We start from the raw sequence: 17649 nt of genomic DNA, 5'->3' as shown, positions 1-17649 counted from the left end.
CTTACAGACCCTCTTTCAAAACGGCATCATAAACCGCTCTGGTTTTCTGCGCGACTGTATCCGGATGATATATGTCCGCCGCTATGCGTGACGCATCCGACATAGTGCGCTGCAGTGCTTCATCCTGCAGAAGCTCCAGCAGCTTTCCGGCAAGTGCGTCAATGTTCTCGGGAGGCACAATAAATCCGCTCACGCCATCGTCTACCATATACTTCACCCCGCCCACATCCGTAGCGACCACCGGGGTGCCCATCGCCAATGCTTCGGCAATCACCATGGGGGCCGTCTCTTCGATAGAAGGCAGCACCAGACACTTTGCACCTGCAACAGCGAGCGCGACCTCAGCGGGCTGCAGAGGGCCGACAAACTTGACGTTGCTGCGCAGCTGATTTCGATCCAGTGAAGTCTGAATTTGCTCGATATATCCGGACTCCCCCCCTCCGATTAACTGCACCGTCAAATCAGGCAGGCGCTGCCTGATCCGATCCACCGCCTTCAGCAAATTCAACACCCGTTTGCGCACAGTCATTTTCCCGACAAAAACAAGGTCGGTTCTTTTTTCTGCGCGGGTCTCAAAAAAAGAGGGGGAGATCGGATTCGGGATGCGGTGAATTACCCCGGAATACTCAGGAAACTGCTGCTCGACATACGGATTTATAGAGATCAGATGTTTTGCCGCCTGCAGCGCCAGCGGCTCATGCCGGATATATTGCCACACCACCGATCCTTTCGGCGGCGGAGCTTTCACGGCATTTTCTTTCATCACTCCGTGTACGGTAATCACATTGGGGCGGTTACTCGTCGCCGCAACATAGCCATATTCATGATCCGTTCCGCTTCCATGCACCAGATCCGGATGAAGCTTGCGCAGATAGCGCCGTAAAATGGAGCAGCTGTAGCGCATACGGGTCCAGTTATCCCATCGATCAAGTTTCGGCAGATGCCCGATAAAGTGAATGGTCAGGTTTTTGTCGCGGAAAACTTTTGTTTTCCAAAGCGGTGCCATCGTCAGCAGATGCACCTCCAGATCCGGAATTCGCGCCAGAGCGTAGGCGAGATTATAGTTCCAGGTGGTGGTCAGATCGGGACGGTCATTCCAAAACCTGACGCGATCGCGGAAAGGATAGATCGGGAACGACCCCATGAGTGCTATTTTCATAATATACCAAGTGCAGTGATTAAAGTAAGTCCGGCCGGCATGAACGGATGAATTGTATGATTGCTGTAACGCCCTCTTCAAGACAGGCTTCGCCGTCGACCTCCAAATCTGCAAAGCCGGCTCCATCCGCTGCAAACTGACGGTGCATCGGGCGGACTGTTTCCAGATATTGTTCAACTACTGACCCGGCTGTGCGGCCCCGTTCGGTCATATCGCGCAATAAACGACGCACAAACCGTATGTCATCGGCCGTACGCACAAAAACCTTAATATCGCAAGCCGCCCGCACCTGTGGATCAGAAAACAGCAAAATGCCCTCCACCACTATGATTTTTTTCGGAGCAGTCACCAATCCGTCATGCCGGGTATGCGCGGTGAAATCGTAACAGGGAACCGTCACACAGCGGCCGTTCTTCAAGGCCTGAAGATGGGCGGCCAGCAGCGGCAGGTCCAGAGCATCCGGATGGTCGTAATTAACCAGCGCCCGCTCCTCAACAGGAATATCGCTGCGGTCTTTATAATAGGAGTCCTGAGAAAGAAGCATCGACGCATCCCCGCCCAGGCGTTTGCACACCGCATGCGCCAGCGTACTCTTGCCTGATCCCGTCCCGCCCGCAATGCCGATAACAATCGATCTGCCGCTGATCATGTTTCCTGTGTCCATACAAAACTGCTCTGCTTCTACAGCTTTTATAGGCGGGCTTTTAAGTGCTCATAATATTTTTCTTTGAAATACGGAGGAAGCGCCTCCCGCCGTTCCGTATCCGCCAGGAAGGCCTTCACCTTTTTTTCCGCCTCTTCCAGCGACCCGGCAAATACGATATTGCGCCCGAATATCTCTGCCGGATACCACGCGACTCCGCTTCTTAGCTTGTGGTCTGCGGAATCAATCACGACTACCGGCGTCTCCGCAATCAGCGAAAAGATCGCTCCGTGATAACGGTCCGTTACCACAACCGCAAACGAGGCCGCATAATCGAGATATTCATTGATGAGCCGCTCCTTTTCATTCCGGACGGTCCACGCATCCGCCGCAATCGTCGTATCAGAAAACTCCGTCCGGGGAATTGCGAGCCTGGCAGCCATATCCTCCATTTTTTCCCTGGCGTAGAAGGATTCCACATCGCTGCGCATACAGAAAAGAATCCCGCTCCGTTTTTCAGGGCGGTTGCGCTCTGAACCGATGAGCGTGGTTACGATATCCGGACAGAGCAGCAGCCGGCACCGGCTGAACATTTCCCGGGCCTTTTCCAACGATGTTTCATCCCGGCAGATAATCGTGGTGTCAGGGTGCCCGTCAAAAATCTGCGCCGCTGTATTGCGAATAACCGGATTCATGAAGTTTACAGTCTGCGGCATGATCACGAGCCTGGTTTTCGGCAATGCGCCGGCCAGCCGGGCAAACGAATACCAGCCGCTGTGATGATCAATAAAGAAATAGCCGCTATGCCCGAAAATAATATCCTTTCCCCGCGAAAAAACCCGCAGGGTACCGATTACCAGCATGCACCGCACCGCTGCAAGAAAATATCCGGAAACCAGCACCACATGTGCCGCAAGCAGAGAAATCGGGATACGGACTAGTTTGTGCTCCGGATAGTTCTTCTGAATCCACAGTTCCAGACACATCAGCTGCGCCTGATCGCCGAGGTTGGCGTGTGTCGGCGCCGCCGCGATGTAAGCTCGCGGGCGAAGTGTGAAGATCACATCACGAATTAAACAGAGATGATCCAGGACGTGCTGTTTTATACTAACCTTATTCATAATATCCTTTAAATTAACGGCAACATCAGGCGTACGCTGTTTTCTTCCCCTGGCGGACGGTCTTTTCAGATCCTGAAGGCACCCCGGACCTGTATACTTCTACCCTTTGGTGAGCTTCTTCAGCACCTTGATTCCCTTCGCGCCGATCGCCTGTCTGGCCAGATTCACCACTTCGGATTTGATATCCTTCTCCAGAGACATCATGAGGTCCATCGCCTGCGACTCCTCATCATCGTTCGTAAAAACTTCGAGCAGCACAGGGCGTTCGGTCAGTTCCGGCGTCATAAACCGCTCGTACACTTCCTCCAGCTCCTGCTCGTTTGCCGCCGAGAGATATTCGAAGCCGAGATTTTCGGCAAAGTTTTTCACCAGCTGCCGGGACTGCCTGCCGAAATGGCCTTTTGCCGCCACGAACGCATCCGCTTCGGCCCCGAAAAGCGCCGCCGGGTGGAATGAAAATCCAAACTCCATTCCCTTGCCGTTATTGATGAGCAGGATCCGGACATTGTTGCCGATGTGCCGGTTGCCAAGAACGTTCATATCATAAAAAAAGGCCAGATCGCCGATGACTCCGAAATATAATTTATTGCGGTCGGCCAGCGAGGCCCCGATCAGTGAGGAGACACAACCGTCGATGCCGAATCCCCCGACATTGCACATGGCGGCGACTCCTGCCGGCAGTTCAAAAAAGTTCCAGGCGCGCAGGCTGTTGAGAATTCCGAAATGCAGCACTGCACCCGGCGGAATATGGGGTGCCAGCCGTCTGGCGATGGAAATATTGGAAAAGGGCAGCTTCGGAATCTTCGCGTGCATCCGCTCAACACATGCCAGACACTCCTGCAGATACCGGTCTTCCTGTCCCCCGCCGCTCTGGCGGGTATAATGGTCAAAGAACCGGCGTTCGCTCATATCAAAGACGTAACGCAGCTTGCGAAACTTATCGCGGATCTCCCCGTCTTCACAAACCCGCCAGACCTGTCCGGCGGAAACCCTCAGATAATAATCGCCGGTAATCTCGCCGATATGGATGAGCACATCCGGATAAAATCCGGATGTGTCGAACGTCTGCTGGCATCCGACAATGGAAAACGCTACGCGGTATGCCCCCCGGTAACCGCTTGTGTGATCACAGAATACCGCCCCGTTATAGACCGCACAGAACCGGTCAATAGCGCTGGTCAGCTCTGCCGGCATAACCGCGTGTGAGCCCACAAAGATGCCCACCCGCCCGCCCTTCGGCAGCGCGGGAAACCCGGAATCGGGGCCGATGCGCTGGATAATCCGGCACTCGGGCAGCTTTTTCGTATCGTACGACCGGCAGTAGGTGGTGGGCAGGTTGATATGAACCGGACCGCCGCCGCGATGGGTGAGCGCCAGGATGGCGCGATTGGCTTTGATCTCACAGTCCCACTGATCTTCCGCATCTTTAATCACCGGCAGGGAAACCGAATGCACAACTGTGTCTTTTGGAAATACACTGCGATCAATCACCTGAGCGGTATGATGCCCCACCTCAGAGAGCGGCCGCGTAGCCGTAATGGCAAGAACCGGCAGTTTGCGATAGTGCGCTTCGGTCAGGCCGGGCATATAATTCCGGGAGGCTGTTGCCCCCGTACAGCTGATCACTACCGGCTCACCGCACTCCTCTGCCAGCCCGCACGCCATATACGCCGCAGAGCGCTCGTCCACCGCTGAAAACAGTTTGAAGTGGGGATCTGACTTAAGACTCATCACGAACGTCATATTTGTTGTACCCGGGGAGGCAATAATTTTTCGGATTCCGTGCGCTTTCAGCAGAGCAATCACAACCTGAACCTGTTTTTCATCTGTGTAGTAGTGCGTCATATTCAATCCCATTTTAACTGTATTTTTATCTGCCGGGAGGTACAGATTTTCATAATCTAAAATTAAATGCGGCTCACTTTTTTCGGCAATGCTTCGTGCGCAGAACCAAAGAGCGCACGCGCACGGCAAGCCTGCGAAAAGAGGGGGGAGCTCCGAAATATCTAAACAAGCAGTAACACAACTTGCCTTCCAATCCCTTTATCTCACGGAAAGGGGCCCTCTCTCTTGTCTGCCGATCCATTAAAGCTTCAGTAATCCAATCGATCTCACGAAATCTCGGCTGATCTAAAAATTGTTCCAGGCATCGTTTTAGACCTGCGTCTGCGGGCGTAAAATCCGGCATACCCGCAAGCTGATAGATCTTTGAAGAGTCGAACCGCCGGTCAAACAGCCGATCATATATGATCTGATATTTTGAATGCTTACATCTCATAAACTGTTTCAGATTCTGCAATAAAACCTTTGGTCTCTGCCCGAGATGCTTTTCTAATACCTCCAGATATAGAGCCAGCACATCCGCCCATGCGACAGAATGTGCAGCCGTGATATGAAAAACCTCTCCCAAGGCAGCAGTCTGTCCGACTACATGTGCTATGGCGGCAGCGACATCTCCCCCGTAGGTCATCGTTGTACTCTTTGAATGGATATCTTTGGAAAAGACGATCGTCCTCCCCCGCAAAGCCCGATAGAGCCACTCCTCTTTTTCCAGTACACCCAGCTGCAACCGCTCTTCACTGTATGTGATATAGGGGCGGATGACGGTCCAGTGATCTTTTCCTGAGTGCCGCAGAATATCTTCCTGGCGTGCTTTGGAAAGTGAATATTCGTCTGAAGCGAGAAAGGTTGCGTCCGGCGAAACATCCAACAGGCGGGGGGATGTCTCTGTAAGCGGGCTGCCGGATTGAGCATATACCCTGGAGGAGCTTAAAAATACGTAATGCGACGTCGCCTCTAACAGCGCTCTGATCCGTTCTTTAAAAGCGCGGGTGGAATAGACCATAAAATCCACAATGACATCCCAATGCTCCTCATTGAGAATAGCACTGAGAAAGCCCATCTCTTTGGCATCGCCTTGTATATAACGAAGCCTCTCCTGAGAGCTCCTGGCAGAGCGGGAGGTAACCGTTACCTCTTCCCCGCGATCCGCAAGTAACTGGACGAGGTGATGTCCCATCGCTCCAGTACCGCCTAAAATTAAAATTTTCATCGTATCATTCTCAATCAAGCGTCGTAGTTTTTTGCAACCCCAAGCCGACGGGACAGCTAAAAGGAGGGACGCATCCGTAAAATCATCTTTTTAACCAGATTGCGGACAAATTCCCGCTCTGCGCGGGTCAGTACCAAAACCCAGCCCAGTGCCGCAGAACAGATTCCTGTGGCTGCCGTCGTAAAACAGAGCCTGTAAAATCCTTCATCCATCGACCACATCACACCCCAGCCCGCCGCGAGCGCACAGATGGAGAGCAGCCCAACCGGAAGCGCCACCCGCCTGATCCAAACTGTGACCGGCAGCTGCAGAAGTGCCCGGCCAAAAACCAGCCGGCCGGCACAATAAAGACCCATTGAAATAAACAGGGCAATCCCCATGCCGGCCGGACCGCTCTTCAGCCTGAAAAAGATCCAGGCAAGGGGCAGAGCAAGCACCAAAAGTGTCCCCTGCACCAGCTCATAGAGCGCGATTTTGCCATGTGCATTGACGGCGAGCATGTGCCCGGCGGTCAACCGGTCGATGACCAGCATCGCCAGCATCCACTGGCACAAAATCCCGGAAAATGCGGGCGGAGTTTTCAACCAGAGCCGCAGTACATAGTCCATCTCCAGCATCAGCGGGATGACAAACAGCAGGACCAGCAGGGAGCCGAACTTGCACACCTGCAGCGCCGTAGCCAGCATCATGCGCCTGTCTCCACGCCCCTCCATCGATGTAATCGCAGGCTGAAACGCCCCCATCAGAGCGGTTGAAAGCATCGTTGCCTGAATGGAGACCCGGTTGGCGATATTAAAGGCGGCATTGACCTGCGGACCGAAGAAGAGATTGATGAGGATGGGACCGCCTTGCGTTCTGGAAACTACACAGCCCATACCGAACATCTTCCAGCTGACAAAACCGAACAGCTTTTTTAGATACTCGCTGTTGTACAGATAGGAGAGCCTGATGCGGCACGCCTTAAATTTAAGCACGGCTCTCAGGGATTGCAGCAGAGGTATGCCGGCATTGATCAGCATCATATAAACCGCATAAATAATCAGCCGGTCGGATTGAACTTTTAACAGCCAGTATGCACAGAAAAATGTGAACAAAGAGCGCATGATATCAAACACTGCCAGTTCCGAGATCAGTTGATGCGCCGTAAACATGGATAGAAAGGGGACCGACCACACATTCACCACGCCGGTAATCAGCGATATTCTGAAGACCCAAATCGAAGCTTCCAGCCGCTCGGCCGGAATGATCAGCCAGTGTTTGATCGCATAAGTACCCAGCGGGTAGCCGATCAGTACCAGCAGCAGCGGCAGAATCGCATGGATGGAAAAGGCTGTATTGAACCAGCGCTGCAGCTCCGCCGCGGCCTCACCCTCCGGAAGGTGATCGCCCCGGCCGATGGAGTAGGCATAAAACCGGGCGACGCCGACTGTCATCGCTCCGTTTAAAAACGTGATGATCAGGATCAGGCTGCCGACAACGCCATATAGACCAAAGTCTGTCTCGCCAAGGGCCTGCAGTATCCAGCGGGCAGTGAACAGGGTGACCACCATCGCAAAGACCGACCGGCCGTAGGTGGCGAGTGTATTTAAAATTATGCGATGTGACTCTTTCATGATGTGCGCCGGTCGATGAATGCCGAGCATTGCAGAGGGTTATCGGCCTGCAGAGCCGTGGACTGAATCCTGCTCATCTCTGCACGGAGTGAATACGCGACAGAAAATCCTGATAGGCCCGCGCGATTCCCTCTTTCAGAGAAATCTGCGGTGTCCAGCCGAGTGTGTTGATGCGAGACGAATCCATGAGCTTGCGCGGTGTGCCGTCCGGCTGACTGGAATCCCACGCGATTTCTCCTTGAAATCCGACGACTTCTTTAACGGTTTCGGCGATCTCCCGGATCGCGGCTTCTTTGCCTGAGCCGATGTTGATGTGCGACTGCACGGTGCCGGAGGCGTCGGTGAATGCCAGATCGCTGTAGTTTACTTTTTCAACGAGAAAGAGACAGGCTTCGGCGAGGTCGTCGCTGTAAAGAAATTCGCGCAGCGGGGTTCCGGTTCCCCAGAGAGATAAACAAATTGCAGATTTCCGATTTCCGATTTCCGATTGAGTAATGCCGGATTTGGCCAGCCACTCCATCAGCTCCCGGTTGTCAGGCTGTTGAGCCGCCGGGACTGTCCCTGCCGACTGACAACGAACAACTGACAACTCACGCGCGTATACGCGCATCAGTTCGTCAAAATCTTCATTTTCAAGCGATTTTGCGAGATGCATTTTGCGAATCATGGCGGGCAGGACATGGGAGTTTTCAGGATGATAGTTGTCTCCCGGCCCGTACATATTGGTTGGCATGGCGGAAATAAAATTGGTTCCGTACTGCCGGTTATATGCATCGCACAACCGGATGCCGGCGATTTTGGCAATGGCATAGGGCTCATTGGTCGGCTCCAGCGGACCGGTCAGCAGCGCCTCTTCGCTGATCGGCTGCGGCGCCAGCCTGGGATAGATGCAGCTCGAGCCGAGGAAAAGCAGTTTTTTGACTCCGTGCTTATATGCGGCGTGAATGACGTTCAGTTCGATCATGAGGTTTTCATAGATAAACTGTCCGCGATAAATGTTATTGGCATGGATCCCGCCGACTTTTGCCGCCACTAAAACAACGTATTCCGGTTTTTCAGCGGCAAAAAATTCGTCTACAGCCTGCTGCTGAATTAAATCCAGCTCATCAATGGAGCGTCCGATCAGGTTGGTGTAGCCGTGCCGCTCAAAAGCCCGCCAGATGCCGCCGCCGACCAGACCCAAATGTCCGGCGATGTAGATCCGTGCATTGCACGGGATGTTTGGAGTTGGGAGGTTAGGAGTTTGAAGTTGGGAGTTAGCAGTTGGAGGCTGGGAGTTTGAAGTTGGGAGTTTGGGGTTGGGGGTTGGATGTTTCATACTTACTTCCGTAATGATTTTATTAATGCGGCAAGCATGCGCCGGAGAACGGTTATTTCTTCCAGTAATTCTGCCGGTACTGATAAAAATTCCAGTTTGATGCTGATGATAAGCTGCGTTTCCAGTTCTGCGGCCGATCCATCTGCAATACGTAAGAAATGGGTGAAATCTTTGGAATGATGTCTGGCACTCCCTTCTGCAATATTTGAGGGTATACTAACGGCAGCCCGCCGCATCTGGTTCACAATTCCGAATTTTTCTGAGTCCGGAAAAGATGCCGTCTCTCTATAAATGCGTACAACCACATCGACCGCTCTTTTCCAGACATCAAGATCCTTATAATCACTCATAACTCTCACTCAACCCCAATCTTCAAACCATCAACCCCCAACTCCAAACTCCCGCCCTCAAACCCCAAACCACAAACTCCCAACTTCCAACCGCTAACTCCAAACTTCAAACTGCCAACTCCCAACCTCAAACTTCTAAAACCCTTTCCGGTAGCATTCGCCATCCAGCAGACGGAGATCCCCCTCGGTCATGATGTTAACGAGTTCTGCAAATTTTACTGTCGGCTCCCAGCCGAGCTGCTGTTTGGCTTTGGCGGGGTTCCCCAGCAGCTGCTCAACCTCTGCCGGGCGGTAATAACGCGGATCGATGCGAACAATCACGTCGCCGGTTTTCCGGTTTCTGCCAACCTCTTTCACCCCTTCGCCTTCCCAGACGATCTCAATGCCGGTGTAGGCAAACGACTTCTCGATAAATTCGCGCACGGTGTGCATTTCATTGGTTGCGACCACATAATCATCCGGGGTGTCCTGCTGAAGAATCATCCACATCATGTCAACATAATCCGGCGCATATCCCCAGTCGCGCCGGGCATTGATATTGCCCATATAGAGACATTTTTGCAGACCGCGGGAGATGCGCGCCACCGCCATGGTGATTTTGCGCGTTACAAAGGTTTCCCCGCGGCGCGGCGACTCATGATTGAAAAGTATTCCGTTGCTGGCATGCAGTCCGTAGGCCTCGCGATAGTTTTTTACAATCCAGAACCCGTACTGTTTTGCGACCGCATACGGCGAGCGCGGATAAAACGGCGTTGTTTCGGTCTGCGGAACTTCGACAACTTTCCCATACAGCTCCGAGGTGGATGCCTGATAAAACCGGCTGTTGACGGCGGTTTCACGGATGGCATCCAGCAGGCGCAGGGTTCCGATGGCATCCACTTCCGCCGTATATTCCGGCACTTCAAACGAAACCTGAACGTGCGACTGGGCGCCCAGATTATAAATTTCGTCCGGTCTGATTTTTTCAATCAGCCGGTTCAGGTTACTGGAGTCGGTCAAATCTCCGTGATGAAGGAACATCTTCACGCCGGTTTCATGCCGGTCTTTATACAGATGGTCTATCCGTCCCGTATTGAATGAACTGGTGCGCCGGACAATCCCGTGAACTTCATAGCCTTTGTCCAGCAGCAGTTCCGCTAAATAGGATCCGTCCTGTCCTGTAATGCCTGTGATCAATGCTTTTTTTATCATATCGCTACCTTTCTAAGTTAAGCTGCCGCCCCCGGTCGTTCGGCAATATTCCGAAACCTTCTCTCTGGTTTACTCTGTTGTTTAAAGGCCAACGTTCGACCTTCTGGCGGCCCTGTTCAGGCCACCCGTTCCAAAACATCCACCGGGACTTCTGCCGCAACAGCCGTACCCATCAAATCCATTAAAATGTTCACCCGCTCACTGCCCGGCAGTTCCTGAGTGATGACAGCACGCAGCCCGCGCAGTGCGCCGGCGGCCACTATAACTTCATCGCCCGTCCGCAGCTCCGGCTCACGGATGATCACCGTTTCGCCACCCTCGCGCTTCAAAAACTCAATGACCGGTGCCGGCACAGTCGCATATTCACCGGCAAACCGGATAATTCCCCGGACTCCGGCGGTCGTCGCAATGATACGCCCGGTTGTTTGAATCTTGCAGCGCACAAACAGATATCCGGGGAACAGCGCTTCGTCAAACCAGACCCTGCCCCGCCTGGTATTGCGCCGGAAGCGGATCCGCGGACAAAAGACTTCGACCTCCGCCAATCGGCGCAACTGGCCGGCGGCAATATGCTCCCGCCGGGTTTGCGTTTTCACGCAAATCCAAACCGTATCCGCTTGTGCTGACGCCTCTTTGTTCATCCATCTGCCTTGGCAAAACTTGCAGCGAACGGCGCCAGCATAGCCGCTTTTTTATGCCAGCCCTTCAGGCGGTCGATGCGCTCGATGAAAAACTCTTCACCGGATTGTTTAGCCAGCTGCTCCATCTGTTGAATCCGCTCTTTCCCGTTTTCAAAGTGCGGCCGCAGCTGTTCGTTAATAAATCCGCCGACAATTTTTTTGAGCTGCGCCTCCGCCTCATAAAAATCCCGCCGGTCGCCGGGAATATAGACTGTATTGACTGCGCCGAAAGAGCGCAAAATTTTAAGCCCCTGACTGGTCGAACCTTTGCTCATGTTCAATTTTTTCATCAGCAGGCTGATGCACATCGGTTCGGGAGAGATGAACAGGATGCCGTATAGTTCTCCGACCGAGCGCGGAAGGTTTACAATCGCAGCAACTTTGACGAAAACATCGACTACTTCTTTTTCAAGCGCTGAAAGTACGGCGTCCAACTGCATTCTCCAAAATTCAATCTGTTCAGGATATAATGAACACGCGATTGAAAACAATTTTTATTTTTATAAATCTCGTCATGCGACAAAAACCGATATATCCAATTTATGGATAATAAATTACATTAAATTTACACCAATTTAACGCGTTTTGCGATAACGGCAGCAAATAGTGCAATGTTATCCGTATGAGAAAATCTACCCATACCGCTGAATACGAGTGTGTCACGAAAAAACTGGTACAAATGCGAACGGCAGCCGGTCTTACGCAACAGCAGATGGCGGACATGCTGCAACGGGAACAGTCTTTTGTCTGGCGGATAGAACACGGCGAACGCCGTGTGGATATTCTTGAGTTTTACTGGATTTGCAACGCGTTAGGCTTCGATGCGAAATCTGTTTACAATGAACTGGCAGATTCGTTTGAAAAAACAGAAAGCATGCCCTTAGCGGCTCAGAAATAACTCATGCTTTTTATATAAAATTTATACGTATTTTTTGCTGATATCATTTAAAGACTGGGAAAGATACATATGTATAAAAAAGTTATAAAAACTGCCGTTTCAGAACAACTGGCTGCTGCTCTGGATCAAAGCGCCCGGAAACTGGGCATCTCGCGAAGTGAACGATGTGTTCAGATCATAGAGGAACATTTGCGTTCCGGAAAAAAACTTTCAGAAAAAGATGTCCGGTAAAAATTCCGGCAGCGGTTTTCGCCGGCGAATAGACCGTTTTTGATGAGTTCCCGCATAGCGGGATGGACTTGTTTTCTACAAGTAAGTTGTGACTGTTTTCCTGCCGGAGTAGCAAATGTGGCACAGGCATTCCTGCCTGCGCAGGGCAGACAAGAATGTCTGCCCCACAACGATGCATACGCGGACAGGCTGGATTCGAAGAGTGGCTTTCTGAAAGAAAGCAGTGAAAACGGCAAACACACCGAATACACGGATTTTTTGCAAAGAAGCAAATGTGGCGCAGGCATTCCTGCCTGCGCAGGGCAGACAAGAATGTCTGCCCCACAACGATGCATACGCGGACAGGCTGGATTCGAAGAGTGGCTTTCTGAAAGAAAGCAGCGAAAGCGGCAAATACACCGGATACACGGATTTTTTTACAAAGAAGCAAATGTGGCGCAGGCATTCCTGCCTGCGCAGGGCAGACAAGAATGTCTGCCCCACAACGATGCATACGCGGACAGGCTGGATTCGAAGAGTGGCTTTCTGAAAGAAAGCAGCGAAAACGGCAAATACACCGGATACACAGATTTTTTACAAAGAAACAAATGTGGCGCAGGCATTCCTGCCTGCGCAGGGCAGACAAGAATGTCTGCCCCACAACGATGCATACGCGGACAGGCTGGATTCGAAGGGTGGCTTTCTGAAAGAAAGCAGCGAAAACGGCAAACACACCGGATACACGGATTTTTTACAAAGAAACAAATGTGGCGCAGGCATTCCTGCCTGCGCAGGGCAGGCAGGAATGCCCGTCCCGCGTTTTATCGGCGCCGTTATGCGTCCGGTATTGCTCCTGATAAATTCTGCTTCGTGGCTGAAAGAATTTTCACCGGAACGATCGTCCGGTATAGATTTTCTGCGCCGGGAAACTGCACCGGAATATAATGCGGCGAACCACCGGAACATTCGCCGTTCACTGCGCGTTCAACCAGCACATCCACTGTGCGGCCGATAAATTTCCGGTGATAATTCTCTTTCATTATTCCGGCGAGTTCCATAAGCCGCTGCTGCCGTTCGTGAGCAATCTGCGCCGGAACAGCATCCGGCATTCCGGCGGCGCGCGTTCCGGGCCGCGGCGAAAAGGTGAAAATGTGCATATCGGCAAAACCGGCGGCACAGCAGAAATTAAACGTCTCTTCAAACTCTGCGGCCGTTTCGCCGGGGAAGCCGATGATGACGTCGGTTGTAATCGCCGGAATATCCAGGATGGCGCGTGCGCGTTTCACCGCACCGGAAAATTCTTCCGGCGAATAGCTGCGCCCCATGCGCCGGAGAACGCCGGCGGAGCCGGACTGCAGTGAAAGGTGGAGATGCGGCATCATATTTTTTGCACCGCTCCAGATATTCAGCAGTTCATCGGTTAATTCTGCCGGATGCAAACTCGACATACGAATGCGTTCGAGCGCCGGAATTTTTGTAAGCTTGCGCAGGAAATCCGATAATGAATATTCTTTGCCGCGTCCGTATAATCCGACATGAACGCCGGCGACGACAATTTCTTTACAGCCCTGCCGCACTATCGCTTCAGCTTCGGCGAGCGCGGCATCCATATCTTTATCGCGCGGTTTTTTGCGCAGCTGCGGCACAATGCAATAGGCGCAATTTGCATCACAGCCATCTTGAATTTTCAAAAAACCGCGCGTCCGTTCACCGAACGTTTCCGCCGGCAGTTCGTCGGCGTTTTCCGGCAGACGGAAACTGGGATTCGGTAATGAAAACAGATGCAGTTCGTCGGCGAGCAGTTGAATCCATCCGGGGCCGGCGGCAATGCGCGCATCAATTTTTCCCGGCACGGCGAGCAGTTCTTCGCTGGCGGCGCAGCCGGTTATGAAAATCACTGCCCCGGGATTCCGGCGAATCAGCCGGTGTATCGACTGCCGGGATTTTTGCACCGCCGCTGCCGTTACGCCGCAGGTGTGCACGATCACCAGATCGGCCGCCTCTCCGGAATCGGCTAAACGCAGTCCGTGACCTTGCAGCAACCGTACAATCTGCCGTGAATCGTAATGGTTGACTTTACAGCCAAGTACATCGAGAATATACGTTTTAAGTAAAGACATTCTGACATATAAGCACGAAACAGAATTTTCCGAAACACGAAACAATTCGAACTGCCCCCGGCACGGAATATCAACAGTTTTCTTAATAAGAGGACACTTCTGCGCTTGCACATTAATGTCGGGAGTGTAGGCTGTTCGCATGGCAAAAAATGATAAAAAAGAGGGATCTGTCAGCCTCGACGCGGTTCTGGCGGAAATTAAAAAACAATACGGCGACGGCGCGATTGTGCGCCTCGGTGAAGAGTCCGGCCCGAAAAAAATTCCGGCGATTTCCACCGGTGCGCTGACGCTGGATATTGCGCTGGGCATCGGCGGCGTGCCGCGCGGCCGCGTGATTGAAGTTTTCGGCCCCGAATCCTCCGGAAAAACAACACTGGTTTCGCATATTATCGCGAACGTGCAGAAAGGCGGCGGAGCGGCGGCATTTATCGATACCGAACACGCGCTTGATCCCGGCTACATACAGAAAATCGGCGTCGATTTGAATAACCTGCTGGTTTCGCAACCGGATTCCGGTGAAGAAGCGCTTAATATTTGTGAAACGCTCGTGAAGAGCGGTTCGATCGACGTTGTGGTGGTTGACTCCGTGGCAGCGCTGACGCCGCGCGCAGAACTCGAAGGTGAAATGGGACAGTCGCATGTCGGCCTGCAGGCGCGCTTGATGAGTCAGGCGCTGCGTAAGCTCACTGCCGCAATTGCGCGCACTAACTGCAGCGTTATTTTTACTAATCAGATTCGTGAAAAAGTCGGCGTCATGTTCGGCAGCCCTGAAACAACGCCCGGCGGTCGCGCACTGAAATTCTATTCGTCTGTGCGTATAGACATCCGGCGCATTGGACAGTTAAAAGATACCGCCGGCACGATTTACGGCAACCGCACAAAAGTGAAAGTTGTCAAAAATAAAGTCGCGCCGCCGTTTACTGTCGCTGAATTTGATATTCTTTATGCCGAAGGAATTTCCTGGACCGGCTCAGTGATCGACGCCGGAATCGATGCCGGACTGATTGATAAAAAAGGTTCCTGGCTTTCGTTCGAAGGACAGCAGCTCGGACAGGGGCGTGAAGGCGCACGCAAAGCTCTCGCTGAAGATCCCGGGCTCTGCAACACGCTCGTCGAAAAAATTAAAGCGGCCGGTAAAGTCAAAACCGATGGCTCGGACTAGACATTGTTGATTGCAGATTGGTCGCAAAACACGAACCCCCCGGAAATCTTTTACAAAGAAAAACTAAGGAAGAAGAAAAATTCGAATCACTGATCGGCATTCACAAATTAGTGAAGGTCGGTGATTAAAAAATAACTTAATCCGATAAATCCTGTTAACCCTGTCTACTATTCTTTGTTTACAAACCGGTGATAATGAAAATAATTTTTGCTTACTTGCAATGATAAGGACAGACAATGAAAAAAGAAACGGCCATTGAGAAAGCCGTTGCTGCACATCGGGCGCGATTTGGGAAACAGCCGGAAGCGGTGGCATGGGCGCCGGGACGGATTGAGGTTTTAGGAAACCATACAGATTACAATGAAGGCACCGTGCTTTCGGCGGCCATTGACCTCGGGCATTGTTTCTGTATTTCAAAATCTGATCACGCCGGAATCCGGCTGCTCGCAGTGGACGTGAATGAAGTTGCCGAATTTCTGCCGACAGATACTGCTAAAGTTTCCGGCTTCGGCTGGGCAAGCTATATCAAGGGTGTGTTTTATTTTATTCAGGAATTTACCGGCGAAAAAATTGATGCCCTTGACTGCACATTTTTTGGATCGATTCCAATGGGCTCCGGGCTTTCCAGTTCCGCCGCACTCGAAGTGTCGGCAGCGTTTGCGGTGTTGAAAATACTCGGCACAGAAATTGATAAAAAAGAGATCGCAAAACTGTGTCAAAAAGCAGAACACCTGTTTGCCGGAACGAAATGCGGTCTGCTTGATCAGTTTTCCAGTATTTTCGGCCGTGACCACGGTTTGATCCATTCCGATTTCCGCAGTCTGGATGTAACCGGCGCTGTCCTGCCGGCGGATATTGAATTTCTTGCAATCAACCCGCACATCCAACACAGCCTGGCCGATTCACCGTATAACGAACGGCGCGAACGCTGCGAACAGGCGGCGGAGCAATTTGCAAAAATCCTGCCGCATCCGGTAGCGGCGCTGCGCGATGTTTCGTGGGAGGAATTTGCAGCCCATCGCGATAAAATTGACCCGGCGGCGGCACAACGCGCGGCGCACGTGGTTGGCGAAATCACGCGCGTTGAAAACGGTGTAACACTGCTTGCTGCCGGCGATGTCGCCGGTTTCGGAGAACTGCTGTTTGAATCGCACCGGAGTTCGATCAAAAATTTTGAAAATTCCTGCGCAGAACTTGATGTCGTCGTTGCGTCGGCAAAAGATGCCGGCGCGCTCGGCGCGCGGCTTTCCGGCGGCGGCTTTGGCGGCAGCGCCATTGCCATGGTTCAGGCGGCAAATGCGGCCGCTGTAAGTGAAAAAATTATCGAGCTCAGCCGGGCCGGCGGTGTTTCGCCGGAAATTCTCACGATCACACCGTCCGCCGGCGCACAGCTTGTTTGATGATATTGCGTTAGTGTCTGGTGTCCGGTATCAGCCCTATTATTTAAGTGTTTTGCACCATTATACATTTCTATTGATGACATCCTCAATCACCGGGCGCGAAAATAATAAGACTGATATCATTCAAGAAATGTCAGATGCAGAATAATAATTTCCTATCGCAATCTTTTCTTGGCAAACGCAACTCCCGAACCGGACTTTAAATATTTTTCAAAATCCATTGCTTTCCGACGATCTGCAAATGCATGATAACTTGCAATTTTCCATGGACTAAACGGTTTTGTTGAAATGACGTATCCGGCGTTATGTTTTTCAATACGTGATTTTAAATCATCTGTTTGACCGACATAATATTTTTCAGGATACGTTTCGCTTTGCAGTATATATACGTAATGCATTTTGCCCTCCTTCGCTCATGGAGCTTCGGACGATCATCCTTCGCGCTTTTAACAAAGGAAATGGCCTGCCATCCGAAGCGCAACGCGCGAAGGATGGCGGAGAGAGAGGGATTCGAACCCCCGGAACCTTGCGGTTCTCCGGTTTTCAAGACCGGCGCATTAAACCACTCTGCCATCTCTCCGGTGGAATAAGGCGCCATATACTAAGGAACAGATTTTCAAAAACAAGTTTCTATTTACCGAACCGGTGCAGGCGGCGCTGCACGGCCGGTGCAATTAAAATTCCGGATTTATGTTTTTTGGACAACTGTTTCGTGGTTTCGTACGCACTGAT

General features: G+C 52.0%; 16 protein-coding genes and 1 tRNA gene. 3 read left to right on the top strand and 14 right to left on the bottom strand.

Annotated elements, in window-relative coordinates:
- Position 1 precedes the first annotated feature (1 nt).
- From WC959_04415 to WC959_04365, 11 genes are all read right to left on the bottom strand, one after another.
- Positions 2-1159: a glycosyltransferase family 4 protein gene (locus WC959_04415; GenBank protein MFA5688375.1), complete on the bottom strand. Its 1158-nt coding sequence runs from the start codon at positions 1157-1159 to the stop codon at positions 2-4.
- A gap of 19 nt (positions 1160-1178) precedes the next feature.
- Positions 1179-1823: a uridine kinase gene (gene udk / locus WC959_04410; protein MFA5688374.1), complete on the bottom strand. Its 645-nt coding sequence runs from the start codon at positions 1821-1823 to the stop codon at positions 1179-1181.
- 26 nt (positions 1824-1849) lie between these two features.
- Positions 1850-2923, bottom strand: coding sequence for a polysaccharide pyruvyl transferase family protein (locus tag WC959_04405; protein MFA5688373.1), 1074 nt, complete (start codon positions 2921-2923; stop codon positions 1850-1852).
- A 99-nt stretch (positions 2924-3022) separates the two neighbouring features.
- Positions 3023-4780, bottom strand: a complete 1758-nt coding sequence (locus WC959_04400; GenBank protein MFA5688372.1) for a thiamine pyrophosphate-binding protein — start codon at positions 4778-4780, stop codon at positions 3023-3025.
- 61 nt (positions 4781-4841) lie between these two features.
- Positions 4842-5975 (bottom strand): NAD-dependent epimerase/dehydratase family protein, encoded by a 1134-nt coding sequence (locus tag WC959_04395; GenBank protein ID MFA5688371.1) that lies wholly within the window; start codon positions 5973-5975, stop codon positions 4842-4844.
- Between the two features lie 56 nt (positions 5976-6031).
- Complete coding sequence (locus WC959_04390) at positions 6032-7588, bottom strand: hypothetical protein (GenBank protein ID MFA5688370.1); 1557 nt, start codon at positions 7586-7588, stop codon at positions 6032-6034.
- A gap of 73 nt (positions 7589-7661) precedes the next feature.
- Entirely contained in the window at positions 7662-8906 is a 1245-nt protein-coding gene (locus WC959_04385; GenBank protein ID MFA5688369.1) for a GDP-L-fucose synthase, read from the bottom strand.
- A 2-nt stretch (positions 8907-8908) separates the two neighbouring features.
- Positions 8909-9256, bottom strand: coding sequence for a four helix bundle protein (locus WC959_04380; protein ID MFA5688368.1), 348 nt, complete (start codon positions 9254-9256; stop codon positions 8909-8911).
- 135 nt (positions 9257-9391) lie between these two features.
- Positions 9392-10447, bottom strand: a complete 1056-nt coding sequence (gene gmd / locus WC959_04375; GenBank protein ID MFA5688367.1) for a GDP-mannose 4,6-dehydratase — start codon at positions 10445-10447, stop codon at positions 9392-9394.
- A gap of 116 nt (positions 10448-10563) precedes the next feature.
- Positions 10564-11088, bottom strand: a complete 525-nt coding sequence (locus WC959_04370) for a transcription termination/antitermination NusG family protein (GenBank protein MFA5688366.1) — start codon at positions 11086-11088, stop codon at positions 10564-10566.
- Complete coding sequence (locus WC959_04365; GenBank protein ID MFA5688365.1) at positions 11085-11567, bottom strand: hypothetical protein; 483 nt, start codon at positions 11565-11567, stop codon at positions 11085-11087. Before WC959_04365 ends, WC959_04370 begins: the two co-directional genes overlap by 4 nt.
- Positions 11568-11749: 182 nt before the next feature.
- On the opposite strand from WC959_04365, the gene WC959_04360 reads away from it, so the two are divergent.
- On the top strand, positions 11750-12025 hold the full coding sequence (locus tag WC959_04360; GenBank protein MFA5688364.1) for a helix-turn-helix transcriptional regulator: 276 nt from the start codon (positions 11750-11752) through the stop codon (positions 12023-12025).
- 1043 nt (positions 12026-13068) lie between these two features.
- On the opposite strand, the gene WC959_04355 is transcribed toward WC959_04360, so the two are convergent.
- A complete protein-coding gene (locus tag WC959_04355; GenBank protein ID MFA5688363.1) occupies positions 13069-14355 on the bottom strand; it encodes a MiaB/RimO family radical SAM methylthiotransferase in 1287 nt (428 codons plus the stop codon).
- 139 nt (positions 14356-14494) lie between these two features.
- Here WC959_04355 and recA point away from each other — a divergent pair, with 139 nt between their 5' ends.
- Together recA and galK are read left to right on the top strand one after the other, a co-directional pair.
- Positions 14495-15517 (top strand): recombinase RecA, encoded by a 1023-nt coding sequence (gene recA / locus WC959_04350; protein MFA5688362.1) that lies wholly within the window; start codon positions 14495-14497, stop codon positions 15515-15517.
- Positions 15518-15753: 236 nt separating this feature from the next.
- The gene (gene galK, locus WC959_04345; protein ID MFA5688361.1) at positions 15754-16917 is read left to right on the top strand and encodes a galactokinase; all 1164 of its coding nucleotides are present in this window, start codon (positions 15754-15756) and stop codon (positions 16915-16917) included.
- Positions 16918-17072: 155 nt separating this feature from the next.
- Here galK and WC959_04340 read toward each other — a convergent pair whose 3' ends face one another.
- Both WC959_04340 and WC959_04335 read right to left on the bottom strand, forming a co-directional pair.
- A complete protein-coding gene (locus tag WC959_04340; GenBank protein ID MFA5688360.1) occupies positions 17073-17315 on the bottom strand; it encodes a GIY-YIG nuclease family protein in 243 nt (80 codons plus the stop codon).
- Between the two features lie 94 nt (positions 17316-17409).
- A tRNA-Ser gene (locus tag WC959_04335) sits at positions 17410-17497 on the bottom strand.
- Between the last annotated feature and the right edge of the window lie 152 nt (positions 17498-17649).

It is taken from the genome of Kiritimatiellales bacterium, assembly GCA_041656295.1.
Classification (GTDB): Bacteria; Verrucomicrobiota; Kiritimatiellia; order Kiritimatiellales; family Tichowtungiaceae; genus Tichowtungia.
Note: the sequence above shows the minus strand (reverse complement) of the source record. Positions and strands in the feature narration are given on the sequence as shown.